General features: G+C 61.2%; 19 protein-coding genes and 2 pseudogenes. 9 read left to right on the top strand and 12 right to left on the bottom strand.

The window, feature by feature from the left end:
• Genes FJ404_01375 through FJ404_01365 form a run of 3 tightly spaced genes read right to left on the bottom strand, consistent with a single transcriptional unit; the run spans nucleotide 1 to nucleotide 3,943 of the window.
• Nucleotides 1–810: a TatD family deoxyribonuclease gene (locus tag FJ404_01375; GenBank protein ID MBM3821531.1), complete on the bottom strand. Its 810-nt coding sequence runs from the start codon at nucleotides 808–810 to the stop codon at nucleotides 1–3.
• A gap of 35 nt (nucleotides 811–845) precedes the next feature.
• A complete protein-coding gene (locus FJ404_01370; GenBank protein MBM3821530.1) occupies nucleotides 846–1,775 on the bottom strand; it encodes a glucosamine-6-phosphate isomerase in 930 nt (309 codons plus the stop codon).
• Nucleotides 1,776–1,801: 26 nt separating this feature from the next.
• The gene (locus tag FJ404_01365; GenBank protein ID MBM3821529.1) at nucleotides 1,802–3,943 is read right to left on the bottom strand and encodes a hypothetical protein; all 2,142 of its coding nucleotides are present in this window, start codon (nucleotides 3,941–3,943) and stop codon (nucleotides 1,802–1,804) included.
• 276 nt (nucleotides 3,944–4,219) lie between these two features.
• Between FJ404_01365 and FJ404_01360 the strand changes: the two genes are divergently transcribed.
• Nucleotides 4,220–5,593, top strand: coding sequence for a hypothetical protein (locus tag FJ404_01360; protein ID MBM3821528.1), 1,374 nt, complete (start codon nucleotides 4,220–4,222; stop codon nucleotides 5,591–5,593).
• Nucleotides 5,594–5,615: 22 nt separating this feature from the next.
• Here FJ404_01360 and FJ404_01355 read toward each other — a convergent pair whose 3' ends face one another.
• Nucleotides 5,616–7,052 (bottom strand): phosphoglucomutase/phosphomannomutase family protein, encoded by a 1,437-nt coding sequence (locus FJ404_01355; GenBank protein ID MBM3821527.1) that lies wholly within the window; start codon nucleotides 7,050–7,052, stop codon nucleotides 5,616–5,618.
• 90 nt (nucleotides 7,053–7,142) lie between these two features.
• Nucleotides 7,143–7,526 (bottom strand): NADH-quinone oxidoreductase subunit A, encoded by a 384-nt coding sequence (locus tag FJ404_01350; protein ID MBM3821526.1) that lies wholly within the window; start codon nucleotides 7,524–7,526, stop codon nucleotides 7,143–7,145.
• Between the two features lie 50 nt (nucleotides 7,527–7,576).
• On the opposite strand from FJ404_01350, the gene FJ404_01345 reads away from it, so the two are divergent.
• A complete protein-coding gene (locus FJ404_01345) occupies nucleotides 7,577–8,629 on the top strand; it encodes a ThuA domain-containing protein (protein MBM3821525.1) in 1,053 nt (350 codons plus the stop codon).
• A gap of 342 nt (nucleotides 8,630–8,971) precedes the next feature.
• On the opposite strand, the gene FJ404_01340 is transcribed toward FJ404_01345, so the two are convergent.
• The 3 genes from FJ404_01340 to FJ404_01330 form a co-directional block, all read right to left on the bottom strand.
• On the bottom strand, nucleotides 8,972–11,242 hold the full coding sequence (locus FJ404_01340) for a xanthine dehydrogenase family protein molybdopterin-binding subunit (protein ID MBM3821524.1): 2,271 nt from the start codon (nucleotides 11,240–11,242) through the stop codon (nucleotides 8,972–8,974).
• Nucleotides 11,239–11,700 (bottom strand): (2Fe-2S)-binding protein, encoded by a 462-nt coding sequence (locus FJ404_01335; protein MBM3821523.1) that lies wholly within the window; start codon nucleotides 11,698–11,700, stop codon nucleotides 11,239–11,241. Before FJ404_01335 ends, FJ404_01340 begins: the two co-directional genes overlap by 4 nt.
• A 430-nt stretch (nucleotides 11,701–12,130) precedes the next feature.
• Entirely contained in the window at nucleotides 12,131–13,237 is a 1,107-nt protein-coding gene (locus tag FJ404_01330; GenBank protein MBM3821522.1) for a zinc-binding dehydrogenase, read from the bottom strand.
• A gap of 235 nt (nucleotides 13,238–13,472) precedes the next feature.
• Here FJ404_01330 and FJ404_01325 point away from each other — a divergent pair, with 235 nt between their 5' ends.
• The 5 genes and pseudogenes from FJ404_01325 to FJ404_01305 all read left to right on the top strand — a co-directional run bounded on the left by FJ404_01325 (nucleotide 13,473) and on the right by FJ404_01305 (nucleotide 18,170).
• Nucleotides 13,473–14,216, top strand: coding sequence for a sigma-70 family RNA polymerase sigma factor (locus FJ404_01325; protein ID MBM3821521.1), 744 nt, complete (start codon nucleotides 13,473–13,475; stop codon nucleotides 14,214–14,216).
• Nucleotides 14,217–14,331: 115 nt separating this feature from the next.
• Complete coding sequence (locus FJ404_01320) at nucleotides 14,332–14,823, top strand: hypothetical protein (protein MBM3821520.1); 492 nt, start codon at nucleotides 14,332–14,334, stop codon at nucleotides 14,821–14,823.
• Between the two features lie 80 nt (nucleotides 14,824–14,903).
• Nucleotides 14,904–15,119, top strand: a pseudogene (locus tag FJ404_01315) (type II secretion system protein).
• A gap of 294 nt (nucleotides 15,120–15,413) precedes the next feature.
• Nucleotides 15,414–16,634, top strand: coding sequence for a DUF3160 domain-containing protein (locus tag FJ404_01310; protein MBM3821519.1), 1,221 nt, complete (start codon nucleotides 15,414–15,416; stop codon nucleotides 16,632–16,634).
• A 33-nt stretch (nucleotides 16,635–16,667) separates the two neighbouring features.
• On the top strand, nucleotides 16,668–18,170 hold the full coding sequence (locus tag FJ404_01305; GenBank protein MBM3821518.1) for a DUF3160 domain-containing protein: 1,503 nt from the start codon (nucleotides 16,668–16,670) through the stop codon (nucleotides 18,168–18,170).
• Between the two features lie 86 nt (nucleotides 18,171–18,256).
• On the opposite strand, the gene FJ404_01300 is transcribed toward FJ404_01305, so the two are convergent.
• On the bottom strand, nucleotides 18,257–18,415 hold the full coding sequence (locus FJ404_01300; protein MBM3821517.1) for a type II toxin-antitoxin system HicA family toxin: 159 nt from the start codon (nucleotides 18,413–18,415) through the stop codon (nucleotides 18,257–18,259).
• Nucleotides 18,412–18,615, bottom strand: a pseudogene (locus FJ404_01295) (type II toxin-antitoxin system HicB family antitoxin). Before FJ404_01295 ends, FJ404_01300 begins: the two are co-directional and overlap by 4 nt.
• 155 nt (nucleotides 18,616–18,770) lie before the next feature.
• Between FJ404_01295 and FJ404_01290 the strand changes: the two are divergent.
• Entirely contained in the window at nucleotides 18,771–19,043 is a 273-nt protein-coding gene (locus tag FJ404_01290; protein MBM3821516.1) for a hypothetical protein, read from the top strand.
• A gap of 250 nt (nucleotides 19,044–19,293) precedes the next feature.
• On the top strand, nucleotides 19,294–20,334 hold the full coding sequence (locus FJ404_01285; GenBank protein MBM3821515.1) for a hypothetical protein: 1,041 nt from the start codon (nucleotides 19,294–19,296) through the stop codon (nucleotides 20,332–20,334).
• 15 nt (nucleotides 20,335–20,349) lie between these two features.
• Here the strand turns inward: FJ404_01285 and FJ404_01280 are convergent, their stop codons facing one another.
• On the bottom strand, nucleotides 20,350–20,655 hold the full coding sequence (locus FJ404_01280; GenBank protein MBM3821514.1) for a hypothetical protein: 306 nt from the start codon (nucleotides 20,653–20,655) through the stop codon (nucleotides 20,350–20,352).
• Nucleotides 20,656–20,774: 119 nt separating this feature from the next.
• A complete protein-coding gene (locus FJ404_01275; GenBank protein MBM3821513.1) occupies nucleotides 20,775–21,161 on the bottom strand; it encodes a type II toxin-antitoxin system VapC family toxin in 387 nt (128 codons plus the stop codon).
• Nucleotides 21,162–21,389: the final 228 nt, after the last annotated feature.

The raw sequence follows: 21,389 nt of genomic DNA, 5'->3' as shown, positions 1-21,389 counted from the left end.
TCAATGGAATCCCCGAAAGAATTCGTGAGCTGCCAGACAGGTTCGTCGTGCAACGTCCTCCGCTGCTTCGCCTCGAAGTTCCGCGATGCGCTGGCCCGTGAGCGCGGCGTAGGCAGGTTCGCACCGTTTTCCGCGATACGGCACAGGTGAAAGGAAAGGTGCGTCCGTTTCCACCATGAAACGCTCCCGCGGCGCCGCCTTGACCGCCTCCGCCACCGTGGCGGCGTTCTTGAACGTCACAATGCCCGTGAAACTGACCAGCGATCCGAGGTCCATGATCGCCTTCAGTTCTTCCACCGAGCCGACGAAGCAGTGGAACACGGCACGCACACGCGAAGCATAGGCTCGAAAGATCTCAAGCGTCGCCTCCATCGAGTCGCGGGTGTGGATGACACAATTCAATCCGGTTTCCGCCGCGACCTCGAGATGCTGTTCGAAGAGCCGGGCCTGTCTGGCCTTGTAAAGCGCGTCGTCCTCGACCGTCCCCCCCCGGCCCGAGGGCAGGCGATAAAAGTCCATCCCGGTCTCACCCAAAGCGCACACGCCGGGCTGCTTGGCGAGCGTGCGCAACGTTTCCCGGATATCATCAGGAGCCTCCTCGACATGTCCCGGATGCCACCCGGCCGCCGCGAACAATCCCGCGTAACGGCCGGTCAGTCCAATCGCTCGTTCACTGCTGGCCAAGTCGGTGCCGATGGTCACGATCCGGCTCACCCCGGCAGCCCGCGCGCGTTGCAAAACAGCCTCCAAATCCCCCGAGAAATCCGGAAAATCCAGATGCGCGTGGGTATCGTACCACCAGGATTCCATGAGGAAGAGAGCAGCCAGGCCCGATCGGCCCCGGTTCAATGCATTTCGACTTCACACGCACCAATGCCGCCCCGGTAAAAATGGAAGCGCACGTTCGGGTGATCCGCCAGCAGAGACATGGGCACCGCGCTATCGACCACGCGCTTGGCGATCATCAACGTGGTCAAGCGCTGTCCGAAGGGATTGTCATGCTTGCCGGCGTGCCAGATTGAAACGCGCTCGGCTTTCCAGGTTTCGACCGGCCCCACGCTGATCGCTTGAGTGGGCACGAGGGAAATGTTTCCTCCTCCCGAAGTGCGCGCGTTTTGGGCGATCGTGAGCGGGTGCAGATCGACCACGCGCGTGGCCAGTTTCCGATACTCGGCGGGCGAAGGAGGCGCGTGGCGGTATTTTCCCCGGCGCGGCAGCGGATCATTGAAAGCCCAGTGCTTCACGTCGCCCTGCCCTCCCTGCATCACGGCGCACCGGACCCCCTCCCAACTCGCCCGATAGGCGCGGGTGTCGGCTTTCGGAAAATGCAGGTGAGCGTCCGGCATGCGAAGTTCCCTTCGAATTCGGTTAAAGCACATTTCCCGGTCTGCTCGCTCAAAGGAAAGCGGATGATCGACGCCCACTTCCCGCCCTCCCACACACCACTCGTCCATGCCCCAGAAATGCGCGGACCCCAGGTTCAAACCCAGGGCATTGACGATCCGGGCCACCAAAGGCAATTGCTCGGTCGGCCCGATCGGCCCGCAAAGGCCCACGGGGTTGTCCTCGGTGGATTGCCGCCACGCCTCCACATACTCCAAGGCCTCGGCCAGGTAGAATTCTTCCAGCGTGTCAAAAAAGACCACTTGGAATCCCGGCCGTGAAAGCCGCAGCATTTTTTCAGGCGTCAACGCCGCCGCGTCGCGAATCAACGCGTCGTCCAGGGTCGTGTAATCCCACCAGTCAGGGGCGATGGAGCTCAGTTTTCGAGGCATAGTTTCACGTCGTTTCGATCGGGTTTTTAGGGGAGCAGGAGCCGGTAAAATCGGAGGCGCACCGGTCCCGCCGAATCGTCAGCGAGTTCGATTTCGCCACCGTTGCCCCCCCCTCGGGAGGCTTCACTCCAAGTCAACAAGTCTTCCGAGCGTTGCAAGATCACCGTCGAACCCGCGGCCGGACCTGCTGCGCGGACACGAATGCGCCCGTCGGTGGATCGCACGATGGAGCGAATCTCAATGCGCGAAGACGTCCTCACCATCAATCGGTGCGGCGGCCCCCATTCGCCGGGAAATCCTCCAAACAAAAATCCCCTCGCCTGCAACAGCCGCTCACCGGCTTCCGAAAAACTCGCCTGAAATGTCCCTCCGGCCGCGGCCGGAAAAACCTGGAGTCCCGACAACGCCAATCCTTGCACCACTTGCAGATCGTCCAGGGACCAGCCCAGGTTGGAGTCGGTGTCAAAATAAGCGTTCCCCTCCTCGAAAAAGTAAGAAAATCGAAACTGAACCACCATCCCCACCCAGGGTGTCAAATCGATCTCCCGCAACACAAAACTGCGCTCGCCGGGAATGTCCGCGCCCGCCTGTCGATAGATCACGCTCCAGGACGCCCCCGCGTCCGAGGAAACTTCCACCCGCGCGGATTGATCCGGCGTGGCGATGCCCAGGCGGCTTTGCAGGCGAAGCTTCGCTCCAGGAAGCAACAGAAACTCCTTTTTCCACGTCAGGAACTGGCTCGCAAAATCGGGCATCACCAGATGAAATCCGGCCGATCCCGTCCGCCGCGAACCGGAGTCGATCACCGCGTATCCCGGGGAGGTCCGCGTTTGAAATTCGCCCAACCCTTTCTCGGCCCCTTCAAGCTCGGCCGGATGCAGAGAGCCACTGCGCCACTCGTAGCCGGTAGCCTGCACCAGCGTCTGAATCTGAAAATTCCCGCGCATTTGTGGCGACATTTCCTGCGGTCCCGTGATGGAAGCCTCCGGCGCTCCCGGCGTCTTCATGGCGGGATCCATGGGCGTCACGAAGTATTCGAATCGCCGGACCTGGCCGTTCAAGCGAACGTTCGCCACCACCACGCGAATCGGTTCCTCTTTTGCGGGCTTGGGCCATGCAGAACTGAGAAAGGTATCGGTGGGCTGATTATCGGCAATCCACACGATCGCGTTGTCCCCAAACCCATCCTGCACCGCCTCCAATCGGACCGGTATGTTCGTTCCAGACCGGGTCATGGTCACCGTGGCGCCCCTGAATGCCGCGTCGCGCAACCCGAATGACCATCGCGGATAGATCACGGGATACGGAACGAAACCCGGAGGAGGCCAGGCCACAAACTCGTCCCGCACACTTACCGGTTGGAGAGAGGTATCCGAATCGGGAAAAACCCAGGTCACATTCGCGGGAGGGTGGGCGTCCACCCGAGGCACATCACCCGTCCCCATGATCTGGGTTTCCGGAAAAAGAAACCAGCGGCGATGCCCGGCGGCCGTGTTGTTTCCACCATTGTCCCGCATCAGTCCCACGATCGCGTCCGGACCCGCGGATCCCAAAGCCAGGTTTCCATTTCGGGCTGCTTCCGATCCCTCCTCAGTCCAAAAGCGCCATTGCGGCGGCGAAGTATGGCTCAGATCGTTATTCGCGCTCATCATCAGCGCGCTCTGCTGGCACTTGCGATTGAAAGTGTCGGAAAAACGGATTCCCGCAGGCACACCCGCCATCGCACGGAAAAAATTAATCCGCCGCCGCACCGCCTCCTTGAAATCCGGGTTGGTCATGCCCGGATCACCGGTGGAATGAAAACCGGTCCAACCCATGTCGACACCTTCCGAGGCTGAGAAAACCGCGGCAAAGAAAACTCTGACTTGCTCTCGATCCATCGTCGAAAGCGAGAATCCTTCCGCGGGAAGCGCTCGTCCGCCTCGGGAATGGAATGAAGGCCCCGTTCCCACGGGCCAGCGGGGGGCGGGTCCCCATGAAGGCCTAAAAGCCGCCGGCTGGGAAAGCGATGCCGCTGGAAGATTCCCGGAAGCCACTTTCCAGGCGGAATCCGCCTGCAACGGTCCGGCCATGCAGGCTGCCACCCAAAACCACACAGGCCAAAGGCACGGTCGCATCGCCACCCTTTCCACCACGACGCGATGAAGGCGAGGGGCAGCGAGGCGCATGCCGGTATCCTAAATCCCGACGTGGAAATAGCAAGAAACGCGGTGTTCGCGAAATCAGCAGTTCTCATTTTGATGCGTAGGGCGCGCACTCCGCTGCACGCCGCTCTTGAAAACAGCCGGTCTCGGCGCGCAGCGGAGTGCGCGCCCTACCTTGTTCCAGGCAAAATCAGAATGGCTGGGTGACATTGACTCGCCGCGACGATTCGATTACCAAATCTCCACTCGCGGCGCTTTATCGGCCGCGTTTTTCTACCTCCAATTCGGGTTCATCATCATATGCGCATCGTGTCATTAGCCCTGGTCGCCGGCCTTCTCGCCGGAATCTTCGGAAGGATGGACCGCGTCCACGCCGCGGATACCACACCACCGTCCCTGATCTTCTCCCAACCTGAGGATGGCGCAACAGGAGTGCTCTCGCTCTTCCCTTTGATCCTCGCTTTTGACGAACCCATGGGGACGACCGCCTCCATTGGCTGGAGCTCGAATGTCAATGCGGCCCTCGTCTCATTTTCCTGGGTGGATGATACCACGCTCATGGTCACGTACCCTCCAGGATGGCCGGCCGACGCGACCATTACTTGGGTGCTCAACCCCACCGCAGGCCAAGCCAACGCTTTCAAAGATGCCTCGGGCAATCCACTCCCCGCAGCAACTTTCCGTGGAAGTTTCTCGCTGGGCACCGGAGGAGGCGGTGGAGGCCCCACCACGCCCTGTCCCGCCGCCGAACAAGAAAAGAAGAACGGATCAGTCGGAGTGTTCAAAGCTTCGAATTGGGTGCAAGCGAACTCCGGTCCACCGACACCTCAAACGGAAACTCCGGCGGCGTTCCTCGCCTCCGTCGAACCTCCCGCCAACGGCCTCGTCTCAGCCGCCACCCTCCAAACCCCGACCGGCACGACGCGGACGCTCACCAATTTCTTCGGAAGCGGATTTTTCTTTTTCCAACCCTTCGCCAGCGAAGCGGCCTTGGATGTCGGCTACCCCGCGGGGACCTACCTCCTTTCGGTGGTTGGAGGAAATCCGGTTCCCTCAACCATCGCCCTTCCTGCCAACGGATATCCTCCCGTTCCTCATATCGCCAATTACAACGCCGCCCAGGCGATCAATCCGGACGCCGACTTCGCCCTGCAATGGGATCCCATCCCGGGAGTCGGTCCGAATGACAGCATTGCATTGAGCATTTCCGATGAGCGAGGAGAGGTTTTTTCTGCGCCGGATATTTGTGTGCCACGCGAATTGCCCGCCTCGGCATCCTCCATCGTGATCCCGCGCGGCACCCTGAAGTCCGGCAAGAATTACTCAGGCAGCCTCAGTTTCTTCAGATATTCCTTGCGCGCCAACAACGTGTTTCCTCAAGCCACGGGGGGAGGCGGATTGAGCCGGGCGACAGAATTCGGCCTTAAGACGACGGGGGGCACCGGACTTCTGGGCGCTCCGAAATTCCTCAGCATCGTGCGCAAGGACAACGGCTCCGTCGAAATGGTGGTTCAAGCCCAACCCGGCTCGACCGTCATCATCGATCGCAGTGCCGATCTCACCGGTTGGGCTCAGATTCAGTCCGTCCCCATGACCGCCGCGGGAATCGCAACGGTCACGGACACTTCCACCACGGCCGCGGTGAAGAATTTCTACCGCGCCAAGCACAACTGAACCGCGGCCGCCGGTCAGGAGTTCAAGAGTTCAAGACCCGCCGGCACGCGGTGTCCAGTTGCTTGAGCCCGGCGGCGGATCGCGCCTCCAGGTAGCAACGAATCAGCGGCTCAGTGCCGCTCGCCCGGAAGGCCACCCATTCTCCGTCGGGCAAAAGAAACTTGAAGCCGTCCGTGGTAATGAACTTTTGCACCGGCAGCTTCCCGATCTTGTCCAATCCCAGCGCCAGCCGCTTCAACAAAGCCTCCTTGCGATCCGGCGGAATCTTCACATTGATACGATCAGTATGAAATTCGCCGGCCGTTTTCGAAATCCATTTCAGAATGGCGCCAAGTGGCTTCTTCTCCGTCGCCACAAGCTCGGCCATCAAAAGGCAGGCCAGCACGCCGTCCTTCTCCGGCACATGCCCCTTGACCGATAACCCGCCTGATTCCTCGCCCCCCACGATGATGGGCTCGCTCTCCATCAAAGCGCCAATGTATTTGAATCCCACCGGCGTTTCGTGGAGTTTGACTCCCAGCATGGAAGCCACCGCATCGACTTGATGGCTCGTCGGCACCGTTCGCACCACCGCGCCCGTCCATCCCCGATTCTTCTTCAGGTGATACAAGGCCAGGGCCAGAATCTGATTCGGGGTCAGCCAAGTCCCATCCCTGTCCACGATGCCAAATCGGTCGGCGTCGCCGTCCAACCCCAAGCCAATCACCGCCTTGCCCGAACGCACAAATCTGCGAACCTCCTCCATGCCCTCGGAGTTGGGTTCAGGGTGATGCCCCCCGAACAGGGGATTCAGCTCGTTATGGAAAGTCGTGACTTGGGCTCCCGCCTCCTCCAGCAACCGATCCAAATAGCCGCGACCCGTCCCGTACATCAACTCCACCGCGATCTTCATGCGAGCGCGTCGAATCGCCTCGAAATCCACTAGCTTGCGAATCTGGTGAAAATAGCGCGGCAAAGGATCAATCGTCTTGCACGTGAAGGTGCCAATCACCGCGGCGTCCAGGGACCAACCCTCCCCCGCGCGCTTTTCAATCAAAGCCTCGATGCGGCGCGTCGCCTCGGGATTGGCCGGTGCCCCGTTCGACGTGCTGAACTTCAGCCCTTGATACTCCGCCGGATTGTGGCTGGCAGTCATGTTGATGCCGCCGATGGCCCGCCGATCCCGAATGGTGTGCGCGATGACCGGAGTGGGCGCGTCACGCTCGCACAGCCAGGGAATCAAGCCGCTTTTCGCCAGCACTTCCGCCGCCGCCAGCGTGAAATCACGGCCCAGGAACCGCGTGTCATGCCCGAGGATGACGACGGGTTTTCTCCCGAAGATTTCGGAACCCTCCCGCCGTAACTCCTCACACAAATAGTCCGCCACGCCCTGTGCCGCCAGGCGCAGGTTCGAAAATGTAAAATCGCGCGCGATAAGGCCGCGCCAACCCGAGGTGCCGAACTTGATGGGAGAGGACATGGGAATGAAAGGCTTGCGCAAAATCGAAACAACCAACCGACCCAACCCCACCCGGTTTCCAGGCCCGGGCGAGAGGGCCACGCTCTCGGACTAGCTCTTCCAGTCGAGGGCGTTCTTCTTCACCGCATAGAGATAGCCGATGAACAAGATCCCCAAAAAAGAAATCATGGACCCGAAAATCAAGCCGGCATGAGTCGCCAGGAGGCTCTTGTAAACGACCGCCCATGGATAGAGAAAAACCACCTCGATATCGAATAGAATGAACAACATCGCCACGAGATAAAACTTCACCGACAGCCGCGAACTCCCCTCGCCGATGGGCGCCATGCCGCACTCATACGCCACATCCTTCGTGCGATAACGCCGGCCCAGTTTTCCGAAGACCACCGAAACCAGGAGAGTGCCAAAGGCAAACACCACCGCCAGCGCCCCCAGCATCAGAACCGGGACATATTGTTCGAACTGCGAACTCATAAAGAGTCGAATGTGATTTTTGGCTCGGAGGTTGGCAAGACCTATTGAGAATGCTACAAGATCTTCGGTGCATCCCGATGTTGCCGGTGATGCAGGTAGGGCGCGTCCGTCCCGGCGCGCCGCCGGAGCATGATGTTTTGCATCCAGTGGGCGGCGGGCTGGGACAGGCCCGCCCTACCAACAACATCGGGATACACAGCAAGATCTTCATCGTCATGAACCTCCCTTTTCTCAAATCTTCCCTCCCTTCCCTCTTCCTGGCGCTGTTCGGACTTTCTCTCGAAGCAGCCCAAGCTCCCGCGCCACGTTCCCGGGCCGCCGTCGACGCCATCCTGAAATCGCCCGCCCCAGACTCCCCCGCCCCGCGTCCCCTCCACATCCTGCTCGTCGCCGGTCCCAAGGACCACGGTCCCGGGGAACATGACTACCCGAAATGGCAAAAGGACTGGGCGCCCCTCCTCGCCAAAGCCCCCGGCGTCAAAGTCTCCACCGCCTTTCCTTGGCCGGAAAACCATCAGTGGGACGGCGTCGATCTCGTCGTCTTCTACCTGAAAACGAAATGGGACTCCAACCAAGTCGCGCAAATCCGCCGCCACCAAGGGAAAGGCGGAGGTGTGGCCACCATCCATTGGGCCATCGGATGCGACCAGGATTGGCCAAACCACGCCCATTGCTTCGGCCTTTCCTATAAAGCCGCTTCCTACCGCCACGGCCCCGTCAAACTCAAACTAACCGTTCCCGACCACCCCATCACTCGTGGCCTGCCTCCCCTCATGGACTTCGTGGACGAACCTTATTGGCCTTTCATCGGGGACACCAATCGCATCGAGATTCTCGCGACCTCGGACGAAATGATTTATCGCGGGGACGACCGGGCCAGAAATCCCGGGGATGACACGGTGCAATCCGTGCCGGTTTTCTGGGCCTATCAACCGCCGGGAACTTCAGCGCGCGTCTTCGTTTCCATCTTCGGTCATTATTCCTGGACCTTCGACGATCCCTACTTTCGTCTGCTCATGCTCAGGGGCATGGCGTGGGCCGCGAAGGAATCACCCCGCCGATTCGACGCGCTGGCGATCGAGGGTGTCCCGCTCGTTCCCTAGCCCGGGACGCCCGGTGAGGACACTTCAAACACACAGGACATCGGGCCTGCAAACACAGAGGCAGGCACGATTGTAGGCCGCGTGCCCTCACGCGGCACACGGTCGCGGATTCAAGCTCAGCGTGAAACATCCGAGTTAGCCCCTTCCCCTGATCCGTGGTGACAGCACTTCACACGCGACCGGAATGGAACAGCATCATGTTTGAGTTTTCGTGAGCGCAGGCTCGACAAAAACACGCCAGAGTTCTCGAAACTGAAAATCGCTTGGTTCTCGAGCACGAAGGCTCCCCGTCGTGGACCCCTGCGAAACTTCCAGGCTGGCCGATTCCTGCCTCATCCGGTCTCAAGTCAACTTCGCGCGGCGCAAAGGCAGCTCGCGCACCCGCTTGCCGGTGGCCTGAAACACCGCGTTGCACAAGGCCGGTGGAATCGGCGGCACTCCGGGCTCGCCCACGCCCGCCGGCGCCTTGTCGCTAGCCACCAAATGCACCCGCGTTTCCATCGGCGCTTCCTGCATCCGGGCAATACCGTAATTGTGAAAGTTGGACTGCTGAATCCGGCCCTGCGCGGCCGTGATTTCCCCCATCAACGCAATGCTCGCGCCGAAGACCGCCGAGCCCTCGAACTGGGCGGTCACCCGGTCCGGATGAATCACCGCGCCCACGTCCGCCGCAATGTCCATGCGGGGAATCCGGATCCGTCCGGCTCGATCCACTTCCACCCTCGCCACCACCGCCACGTAGGAAAGGAAGCTGCGGTGCGCGGCGAAGCCCCAACCCTGCCCGCCGCCGTTTTTCCGGTTCTTCCAGCCCGATTCCTCCGCCACCAACTCGACCACCCGACGCAATCGGGCGGTGTCGATGGGGAATTCTTCCGGCGGCTTTCCGTTGTTCCAATGCCCCATGCCTTCGGGCTTGGGCAGCACCACCCGATCCGCACCCAGCACATCGAGAAAATACTCCACTGGATCGCGCCGCGCCGCCTGGGCCAATTCGTCCAGGAAGGAATGAATCGCGAAGGCGTGGTAGACATTCGCCACCGATCGCAACCACCCGATGCGCACATGATTTTCGGCCGGGCCGTTCTCCGCGCGATGATTCGCAATATCGAACGGCAGATCGGTCCAGCCCATGCCCATCTCGAATTCCTCGCCGTAACGGGCCGCCGCGTTGAAAGTGGATCCAATGGTCGGAAACACGCTGCGTTGGAGCCACGCCGTCGGACGTCCCTTGGCGTCCACCGCCGCCTTCATGTGCATCGCGGCCGGTGCGTGGTAATAATCGAATCCGATGTCATCCTCACGGCTCCAAGCCACCTTCACGGGCTTGCCAAGCTGTTTGGAGAGCAACGCCGCCTCGCACACATAATCCGGTTTCGATTTGCGCCCGAACCCGCCGCCCAACAGCGTGACGTGGCAGGTCACCTTGCTCTTGTCGATGCCCAGTGCGCCCGCCACCGCGCTTTGGACAGCCTGCGGATCCTGGGTCGCCGCCCAAAGGGTGGCCTGACCCTCCCGCACATCCGCCACCGCCACCGGGGGCTCCATCGGCGCATGCGCCAGCATCGGCGTGTAATAATCCGCCTCGAACGTCTTTGCGCCGGGGCCGAATGCTCGGTTCACATCGCCCACATTGCGAACCAACTTCTGCGGCTTCTTCGCGGCCTCAACGAGTTCTTTGCGATAGGCGTCGGAGGCGAAATTGTCATGCGGACTGGATTTCCAGCTCACCTTCAACTTCTTGCGCCCCTGCAAGGCGGCCCAAGTGTGGTCCGCAATGACCGCCACCCCGCCCAGCGCTTGAAACGCGTGAGGGGCTTTGAACGGAGGGATCACCGCCGTGCCCCGAACTCCGTTCACTTTCTTCGCTTCGCCGTCGTGGTAATCCTCCAATTCACCCCCGAAAACCGGTGAGCGCGCGATTGAGGCATAGACCATGCCCGGAACCTGGACATCGTAACCAAACGTTCCCTTGCCCTGACAAAGATCCTCGACGTCCTTCGTTGGCATGGTCTTGCCGATGTAACGGTAACGATCCGGCGTTTTGAATTTTAAATCCTCCTTCTTCGGAACAGGCTGCTTGGAGGCTTCCGAAGCCAACTCACCGAACCCGGCTTTCTTGCCGGTCGGTCGATGGACAACCTCGTGCCGTTCCGCCATGCATTCTGAAGCGGGCACATTCCACCGTGCCGCCGCCGCGCGCTCCAGCATCAGTCTCGCGGTCGCGCCCGCCTCGCGCATGGTCCCGATGAAATCGCGAATAGAACAGGAACCGTCGGTATTCTGGGAACCTAATCGCCCGTCCCCCACGGCCTGCTCCAACTTCACTCGGTCCCACTCCGCGTCGAGCTCCTCTGCCACAATCATCGGCAATGTGCTGCGCACCCCCGTGCCCATCTCCGACCGGTGAGTGATAATGATGACCGTGCCATCGGTCTCAATGCCCAGCCAAAGCCCCGATCGCCAAGCCGACTTGGCCGCTCTCCCGCTCGCGGCGAAGGCACCCGCCGCTGCCTGCCCGGACGAAGTCAGCAACGGAGCCGAGAGGATCAACGCGCCGGCGGAAAACAAGGTCTCCAGGAAATCCCGGCGATCCATGATGCGAATCGTGCTCATGACATCACCTCCGCCGCGCTCTTGATGGCTTGCCGAATGCGCTGGTAAGTCCCGCACCGGCAAAGATTGCCCTGCATCGCGGTCTCGATCTCCACATCGGTCGGCTTGTTCTTCCCCTTCGATTGGAGAAAGGACGCCGCCTGCATGATCTGGCCGCACTGGCAATAACCGCACTGCGGAACGCCCAGTTTCTTCCAGGCTTCCTGCACCGGGTGATTGCCGTTGGGGCTGAGGCCCTCAATGGTGGTGATCTTCTTGCCAGCCACCGCGCGCATCGTCGTCATGCAACTGCGTACGGCAATGCCATTCACATGCACCGTGCAGGAACCGCACAATCCCATGCCACAGCCCAGTTTGGTTCCCGTGAGTTTCAGTTGGTCGCGCAAATACCACACCAGGGGCATGTCGGGCTCCCCGGCATGTTCTTGCGCCACCTCGTTCACTTGCAATTTGATCATAAACGAAAAGGCCGGTTGTTGACTCGAGAGGGTGCCCTCACTCAATCCCATCCCTCCGCCAAAATCAACGTGAACCTGACTTCTTCCGACCCATACCGTGTATCCCGATGTTGTTGGTAGGTGGGCCTGTCCCAGCCCGCCGCCCACTGGATGCAAAACATCATGCTCCGGCGGCGCGCCGGGACGGACGCGCCCTACCTGCATCTCCGGCAACATCGGGATGCACCGCGACCCATGCAGTGTATCCAGAGGTGGTCGGGGCGCGCCGTTCACGGCGCTTCCGCTCGCGCCAACCTGCCGCGGCGATATCATCCCGCTCCATGGCCCGCCCTGAGTGAATGCCTGGGCCATGGCCGCACCCTTGCCCCTTGAACCTGCCCTGTCCCGTTGAAGACACACCTTGAAGCGCCGTGAACGGCGCGGTCCGGTCTCAAGGCACGATCACGCTTTTGGCGGCAGCCCAACTGGCGGTCGTCTCCAGCGCCTCGTTGACTTGCTCCAAACGAAATCGATGCGTCACCATCTCGGCGAAAGGAAACAAACCGGAGGTTGAGTTTAGAAAATCGAGTGCCGCCTTCAGGTGCCGCGGTTCACTGGACCACGATCCGAACACCTGCAGTTGTTTTCGCGTCACCACATGCGGATTCCACGAGACCGGACCCGCGTCGCAATAGTGGCCCAAGATCAGGTATTTGCCTCCGTCCCGGCACATTTCCATGCCCTCGCCAATCGCGCTCGGATGTCCCACGCACTCCAGCACCGCATCCGCGCCATAACCCCCGCTCCACTCACGCACCCAAGCTACCCGGTCCTCCGGCGAATTCACCTCGGCGATATCCACCACCGCGTCAGCTCCGAAACGCTTCGCCATCTCCAGTCGATGGCGCGGTGCTCCCATCACACAAACCCTGCCCGCTCCGGCGCTTTTCGCCACCGCCAGGGCGGCAATCCCGACGGGACCGCTCCCCTGCACCACCACCGTGTCCCGCCATTCGATGCCGGTCCGCTCAACCCCGTGGATGGCGGTGATCAAGGCGCATCCCGCCCCCACCACCGACTCCGTCCGCAGCGTTTCGGGAATGCGAAAAATGTTGGCTCGTGGCTTCAGGTAATGGAACTCGGCATACCCTCCCAAAAAGTGCGGTGATTCATCGCAGCGATAACCGATGCCGTAGGCCCGCCGGCGAGGACACCGCGTCGGCTGCTTCTTCTCCGTGCAATAATAGCACGCGCCGCAGGAAGAGGTGGACGTCCAGGTCACTCGATCTCCCAGGCGCAGGGGCTGGCCGTTCCAGTCCGTTTCAAGCCCTTCACCCAGCGCGACGATCTCACCCACCGTTTCGTGGCCCAGAATGACCGGGAGCTGGATGGGCAGCTCGCCTTTCCACAGATGCACATCCGTGCCGCAAATTCCGGCCATCAAGGTTCGCACCAGTGCCGCCCCCGGTTCGGGGTGTTCCGGCAACGGATAACTCGTGAGATTCAGGGGCGCCTTGAATGCATCCAGGACAGCCGCTCGTGCCAAGGGAGATTTCATGTGAACTCGACGGTCAACCAAGGATCAAAAAACCGGCGCGACGATGCCCCGCCCCCCATCCGAGTCAATCTTCAATGACGACTGCCCACTCACGGCGGTGCATGCGCAAGCTGTCGGAGCGCGCCGTTCACGGCGCCGCCGCGCGCATCACCGACAACCTGTGAATGCCCTGAACACAGCACAACTTTGACCTGAATGCTTGGCGCTCACGACCCTTTGACATACTCTCCGCCCCATGAGTTCCGGACCGCATGGCCATCCGGCGGCTTTCGCCACCACGCACTGGAGCGTCATCCTGCGAGCAGGCGCCGGGGCCGAACCGGTGGCGGCCGAAGCGTTGGCCCGGCTTTGCGAAACCTATCGTTCCCCGGTGCTGGCTCACATTCGTCACCTGGGCTCGGGTCCATCCGAAGCCGAAGACTTGACCCAGGGATTCTTCGCTCATTTCCTCAAGGCCAGCTTGGCCTCGAGGGTCAAACCCCGAACCGGCGTCAAATTCCGTTCCTACCTGCTTCGCTGCCTCAAACATTTTCTCGCGGATCAACACGACCGCAACCAGGCCCTCAAACGTGGCGGCGGCATCGAATGGGTTCCCCTCGACGAACCCGTGCCGGAATCCAACTCCCCTTTTCCGCCAGAACCCGCCGCCCCTGACAACCCTGTCCTCCTGTTCGACCGCGCTTGGGCCGCGGCCCTGTTGGACCATGTCCTTGACCGCCTCGAAGGAGAGTATCGGGCGCGCGGGCGCGGCGGTGTCTTCGCCCGGCTCGAACCCTGGCTGCTCGATCGCAAACCCGACGAACCCCAAGCGACATTGGCGCTCCAACTCGGCATGTCGGAGGACGCTGTCAAAAAGGAAATCTCGCGCCTGCGCGCCCGCTACCGCGACCTCTTCCGCGAGGAAGTGGCCCAAACCGTGTCCAGTCCGCCCGAGGTCCAGGAGGAAATCGATTATCTTTTCGCGATCCTGAGCCGATGACCGGCGTGCCGAGTCCACCCCGTGCTTCCTCGGATTTCGGGTCCCGTCAACCGGCCCTCCGCCGGGGTCCGGTTCGTTGTCACCTTTTCGCGCGTTCTCCGTTGTAACGGATGGAATGAACGATCGCGATGCCATCCCCAATCTTGTTATGGATCCTCGTTCCCTCTGTCCCCAATGCGGCGCCCCACTCGATGCGTTTGCTCCCCGCGGCCGGTGCCTGCGCTGCCTGTTCTCGCTCGCGCTCGAATTCGAGCCTGCTCCGGACACCGCCTCCTCGCCGATGGACGACGCAGGGACTCCCTTCGGCAATTTCGTGCTGCACGAGGAAATCGGGCGCGGCGGCATGGGCGTGGTTTACAAAGCCTGGCAGCACAGCCTCCACCGCTGGGTGGCCGTGAAGGTCCTGAGCCTGGGCGCCATGTCGTCCCCGGAGGCCATTCGCCGATTCCGCACCGAAGCGGCGGCCTCCGGCGCACTGCATCATCCCCACATCGTCGCGGTGCATGAAGTCGGTTTGCATCAGGGTCAGCATTTCATCGCCATGGAGTGGGTGGACGGACCGAACCTGGCCGCCCTGGACCGCGCCATACCCTCTCGGCGTCACTGATCAGGCACCTTCAACTACGAGACGCATCCTTTTCGAAATTACGGCACAACCTTGAAACGATTTTCCTGTAGAAACGCAGTATGAAGACTTCGCAATCCTATGCCCGCTCCTGCAGTCCCCACCCCCTCGCCACCGCCTTCACCCTCATCGAACTGCTCGTCGTCATCGCCATCATCGCCATTCTGGCGGGGATGCTCCTGCCCGCGCTGGGCAAGGCGAAGCAGAAGGCGCAGGGGATCTTCTGCATGAACAATCACAATCAATTGGCGCTCGCCTGGCGGATGTACGCCGATGACAGTCGGGATCGGTTGATCCACTCGGGCTGGATAGTCGACAGCTCCCCTTTCCGTTGGGTGACCGGGGACATGGACGGCGCTCCGGGCAATCCCTCCAACCGGGACATCGCCTGGATACACGAAAGGTCCTCCCGCCCATCGCCTTAGGAATGCTCACGGACAACCATCTCTGCCGTTCAGATCCGCACGCTCATGACACCCCGCCCCTCGCACGCCGCCTCGTTCCCTCGAACGTGAACCAGGAACGAACAGCCCACTCGCCCAACCTCCGCAGCCACCAATCCCAACGTTCCCATGAAGCGCTTCCCCGCATCTCTCGCCCTGCTATCCATGGCAGTCGCGACGCTCGCCCAAACCCCGCCCAAGCTCGACCTGCAACGCACACCCAACGGCGTCGAACTGCGCTGGCGCAACCCGGCGGGCGGGCCGCAGAACCGTCTCCCAACCTACCAGCTCGAAACCAGCGACGACCTCCGGCAGTGGTCCCCGATCGGGTCCCCGGTCCGTTCCGCGTCGAGTGATGAACTGCACTTGCGCTCGTTCGCCACCGATCGTGCCCGCGCGTTCTACCGCCTGCTCGCGCGTTACGACACCAGGGCCAAGGCGAGCCTCGCCTCGGGTGGAGCGGAGGTCTTTGGCTACGGCGCAGCCTTCGTGACGGAGCTCACCAAACTCGGCCAGATCAGTCCGGAACAGTTCGCGGCGAAGTTCTTCACCGACTTCGATGCCGATCCTGCCAAGGTCAACGCCAAAGGCCTGCCCGAAACCGAGCCGCAGCGTCTCACCGATTTCCGCCTGAACGCGGACGAACTCGCGGTGTTCAAGAAGAACGGCTTTGTCGTCAGCGAACGCCAGGCCATGCCAAGTTTCGCTGACCAATTCTACCGCATCTGGAAGGACGACATGCCGGTGTATGTCTCGACCGATGCGATCCTCCACGCCTGGCATCGCACCTACGATGCGATGCTGGAGGAACTTGAGGAAACCTTCCTCTACGAAAACCTCGAGCGCCTGCTCGACGGCATGGCGGGCAAACTCGCCGCCGCCGCGGCGCAAGCCGGCCAGGGCGTGCTCAAGGACAGTGTGCTCGACGCGGATTACTTCATCGCCGTGGCACGCACGCTGCTCAAGGGCAAGCCCGTTCCCAGCGCGCTCGGCCAGGACGCGCGCGTGGCCAAATCGCTGAAGGCCATTCAAGATCCCGAGCCCAAGCTCGACACCTATTTCGATCTGTTCGGCGCGCCGCGCGCAGTCGATTTCTCGCAGTTCAAGGTGCGCGGGCATTACGAGAACTCGCCCCGGCTCGGACGCTACTTCCAATCCGTCATGTGGCTGGGACGAACCGATCTGCGCCTGGCGGGCGGGCCGTTGATCGACTCGGATTGCACCGAACCGCATCCCGCGCCGCCACGGGAACTCGGCACGGCCGTGGTGTTGAACTGGCTGCTGGAACAATCCGGCCAATTCGAGCGCTGGCGGCAGTTCGATCAGATCATCCAGGTGTTCGTTGGCTGAACCGACTCGGCGACCTTTGCGCAGCTCGGCGATCTGCTGCGCGCCGCGAAGATCACTTCGCTCGCCGATTTGCCGGACATGGCGGCGCTGCTGCGGTTGCAGGACCAGATCGCGCAAGGCCAGATCGGCGTGCAGAACATCCGCTCGGATTACTTCGTCTCGCCACTCGGGCGCGAGCAGATCAGCCTGCCGCAATCGTTCACTGTCTTCGGACAGAAGTTCGTGCCGGACAGTTGGGCGCTGGCTCAGTGCGTCTTCGACAGCATCATTTGGGATGAGCAGAAGGTCAGTCGCCGTGTGCCGAGCGCTTTGGATGTGGCCTTCAGCACGCTGGGCAACAACCAAACCGTGCCGGAGTTGCTGGCGCGTCTGCGCGATCGATCTCCGGCGCGCCACCCGTTCCGCGACGGCTTCAACTACCAGCACAACCTTGCCGCTGTGCGCGGCGTGATGGATGCCCAAGGTGCCAATGCCTGGACGCGCAACCTCTACATGGACTGGCTCGGCACGCTGCGCGAACTCTCCCAGCCGCTCACCGATACGAAGTTTCCGCAAGCGTTGCGCACGAAAGCGTGGGCCATGAAGTCGCTCAACACCCAACTCGCCTCGTGGTCGCAACTGCGGCACGACACGATTCTCTATGCAAAGCAGAGCTATACGGGCGGTGGCAATTGTGAGTTTCCAGCGTTCTTGGTCGAGCCCCATCCGGCATTCTGGACGCGGATGCGCGAGATGGTGAAACGGACCCGCGATGCCATCGGAGGGTTGAGTTATGAAGGCAGAACTCGCTTCGCCTACCGGCCAATCTGGAGTTCTGAGACCCTGGCGGAGTGGGAAACCCTGACCACGCAAGATCCGGCCACACTCGACGAAGAACAGCGCAACATTCTGGCCAGGATATTTGGCTCGGTGGAGTTGGGTGTGGTCAAGGCGCGGCAAGTCGAACATCTGGACACGTTCGTCGAGTCCATCGCCAACCTGGAAGCCATCGCACGCATTCAGGAACAAGGCGGCGATCTGGCACATTCGCCCACGCTGGAGAAGTTTGCGTGTGATTTGATCGAGCAATCATGGACTCCTGATGGGTCCGGTTCACTGCGAAAGTATGACGGATGGTACCCGCGCCTTTTCTACCGAAGCATTTTGAACGACAAGAGCAACTCCTTCCACGAAGACACCGGCGTTGGCAAGTTCGACGCCATCGTCGCCGACGTTCACACCGATGTCACCGCGCCCGGCGACCCTGGCAGCGTGCTGCATGAGGGCATCGGCGCGGTCAACATGGCGTTCATCGTGGTGGAACGGAGCGGCAAGCCGGTGATGTTCGCCGGCCCCGTGCTGAGTCACTTCGAGTTCGAACTCATCGGACCGCCGCGGCGGCTGTCCGACTCGCAATGGCAGGATGCGCTCTGGGGTCAGCCACTGGAAAAGCCGCTTCGCCCCGAATGGCGCACAGTGAAAGACGAATTCGGCAACACACGCCAGGTTCCCCCGCCGCCTCCGTGGACGCGCGACTACCTCGTGCCGGCGCCATGATCATACATCCCCACGCGCTTCTAGCGGGCGGTGATGCCATGAAGCCTAGATGTCGCTCAATTGGAAGCTACAAGGCCAAGCTTTTTTCAGATACCGCGGGCCAAACTGTCCTTCAGTTCGGTATGACGAGGGACGGGCACGGATCGGCCGGTGGCGGGGTTGTGGTAGAGGTCATGCCGCCCGCCATGCCGTTTGAGGTAACAACCCTCATCAATGAGTTCACGAATGAGCTCCCGCCGTTTCACAACTCCACCAAGACTCGCTGTCGCTGCGGAGGAAGATCAGCGTCACTCGCTGCATCGGCGGAAACCAATTCATAGGCGTCTCGAATGTTCTCCTTCAACTCCGCCAGCGTCTCTCCTTGGCTCATCACCGCGGGAATCTCTGTCAGGCGTCCCACGTACCAGCCATCGTCCATCCATTACTCCAAAGTGAATTGCTTCATAACACGGCAATGCTACCCGCGGGCGGCATCAGAGAGAAGCGGGAAAACAATGATCGCAAATCGTAAAACTCAACCTGTGGCCGGACTCTGTACCGCTAGCCCGAACACCTCTGAATTCATCGTACATCACCCCGTTCTTGTGCTCGGGGTTAGGGATGCGTTTGCGGTCCTGGCAGTCCACCACCAAGTCCAAGTCTTCCTGCGGAATCTGCCCGACGAGGTTGGGCAACGGATCGGGGATTTCGATCACATCAAACCGCCCCGAGCGTCCCGGCAAGAGTTACGGGGTTCAACGCAAGGACACCCTCGACGCACCGTGGCGCACCGACGCCGTTGTCACCGCGACCACCACCCAAAAACGGTTGGTTTTCAGCAAACCAATCGAGCCGATCGGCCAGACCTTTTGCTGGGTCATTCTAGCCCTGTGAGACCGGCCCGATGCGATGACGTCTGATATTTCGACATGGGCTTCCTCGTAGCGCCGCCGGCCGAAAGCTTGTCTTGAACAATGACTACTCAGGTCACCCACGAATGAACACGAATCGACACGAATGGCCAGACGCCGAGTCGACTACAATCGTCGCGGACTCTAAATTCGTGTGAATTGGTGTGGATTCGTGGGCCCAGGACCTGAGCAGTTACCCGCAAGTGGGGTGACCGGCAAGAGTGAAGCATGCCGTGAAGTTGCGGACGAAGACGACGATGACGTTGAAGTGGATTCCCGCCCGGTTGCAGATGGAGCCGGGAGCGAGTTTGCCGAATCTGCTGTCGGCGCAGCGGCGGGGACAAGTGTCAATCCTATTCGTGGCGGAGCCTCAATTCCGCGATGCATGGGTCAGCTTGCAGTCTCAAGACAACAACGTGGTGGTTGAACCCGATGGAAGAATGTTGCTGGTGTTGACGTTCTATCAACCATCGTTTCGCCGCCAACTCGTGCGGCTCTTGTCGAATGGAGCCCGGGATCCGAGCTTCAAGGAGCTTCTTTCCACTAACGACGATTTCTCAATTCTACGACCTGGCATCGTCATTCAGCCGGATGGTCGGTATCTGGCGGCGGGGCGGCTGGCTAATCTGAACGGAGCCACCAATAGAACCATCGTCCGACTGCACCTTGATGGGACCGTGGACGTAAGTTTCCTGCCGAAATGGCCGCAACTGTCCGCGCCGCATCGTAAGCTCAACGTAACGGCTTTGGCCGTTCAGCCGGATGGAAAAATTCTCGCGGGCTGGAACTCATACACCACGACGAACAACCCGCCCCGGTTCGACCGGGCGGGCTTGGTCCGGCTGCACATCGACGGCAGCCAGGACATAACGTTCGACGCCGGCAGTGGACCCCTCACACCATGGCCGTCGGAGGGAGTGCGTTCCCCCGCATTCGTGAATCGGATCGTGGTCCAGCCGGACGGCCAAATCCTCGTTGCGGGAGAATTCACCGATTTCGGCGGATTTCCTCGCCCGCACCTTGTCCGATTGAACGGCGATGGCCGGGCCTTGCGGCTTGGGACTCCAACAGTGGCGGCCGATGGCACGGTCATGCTTCCCCTTTCGCCCGGCGTTTACGCCACCTCACCGATCGTCATCGAAATCGCCACTCGTCTTTCGCCCGCGGACTGGCAACCGGCCTTCACGAACGCACCGGGGGCCGCTCCGATGAAACTGACCATGCCCGCCGGTGGCAACAGTTCCCAGCGCTTTTACCGTGCTCTTGCGAGATGACCTGGCATCCATGAATCATGGGTCGCTCATGCTCATGAGCGAGCAGGCACCGAAACACTGCTCAAGTGGACGATCCTCGGCGAAGGCCCAGCTCCGCGCCTCGACCGCGTCAAACGCCTGCGCGACGGCCGCGTGCTGCTTGGCGGCGCCGGCCCGCCGGACACCACCCGGCTGGAATCCTCCACCGACCTGCAAATCTGGCACCCGCTCACCAACCCGCTCGGCGGGTTCAATGGCTCGTCCACCGTCTGCCCCCCCACCGCCACCCACGCCCCCAAGCGCTTCAACCGGGCGGTCGCCCCATGAGCACGTTGATGTCATATTCCACTGTGCCGCAGCTTGAGACGACCTGGGCGGCGCACACGGAGAAGCTCAATTGCCTTGAGTTCTTTTCCCGCGATCATTCTCTGCGGTCGCACGTGCAGTTGGGAGGACAATTCTTACCAGAGCACCTTGGCTCCATAAGCCGGGAAATGAGGATCGCAAGATACGAGCGTCATCTCTTCGACGAAAGCTTGGGCAATCAAAAGCCGGTCAAATGGATCCCGATGGTGGAACGGCAACGTCAGAAGCTCGCGGAGGTGGCGGAAATCAAGAGGCAGAACCAGAAATCCGTTCGCGGCGACGGCGTTGGGGTACACGTCTTCGTAGGGCACGGCCAGCTTGAGTTTGCCCAAGCTCACTTTGATCGCGATTTCCCAGGCGGTTGCGTGACTGACGTGCTTCTCGTTCGCTGGATCCTCGATGGCGGCGCGAGCCGGGAGGCTCAAGGACGGGCTGCCCTCGTAGAACCACAGCAGAGTGTGCGCATCCAGCAGCAACTTCATTGCATGTGTTCGCCCAAGTCTGCAAGGGGCTCGTCGAAGTCAGGGGCCAATTGGATTTTGCCCGCCAAGCAGCCGAAGCGAGGCTTCGCCACGGGATCGACCGCCGCGGCTGCTGGCCGCCATCGGCATCGATCCTCAACGCTACGGCAGCCACAACGTGCTGCAATGTTTGGCGGGCACCGCCCCCCTGAGCTACCAGTCCGGACAGATCGACAAAGTGAGGATCCG

This window comes from Verrucomicrobiota bacterium (genome assembly GCA_016871495.1).
GTDB lineage: Bacteria > Verrucomicrobiota > Verrucomicrobiia > Limisphaerales > VHDF01 > VHDF01.
This window is presented reverse-complemented; position numbering and strand designations above follow the sequence as displayed.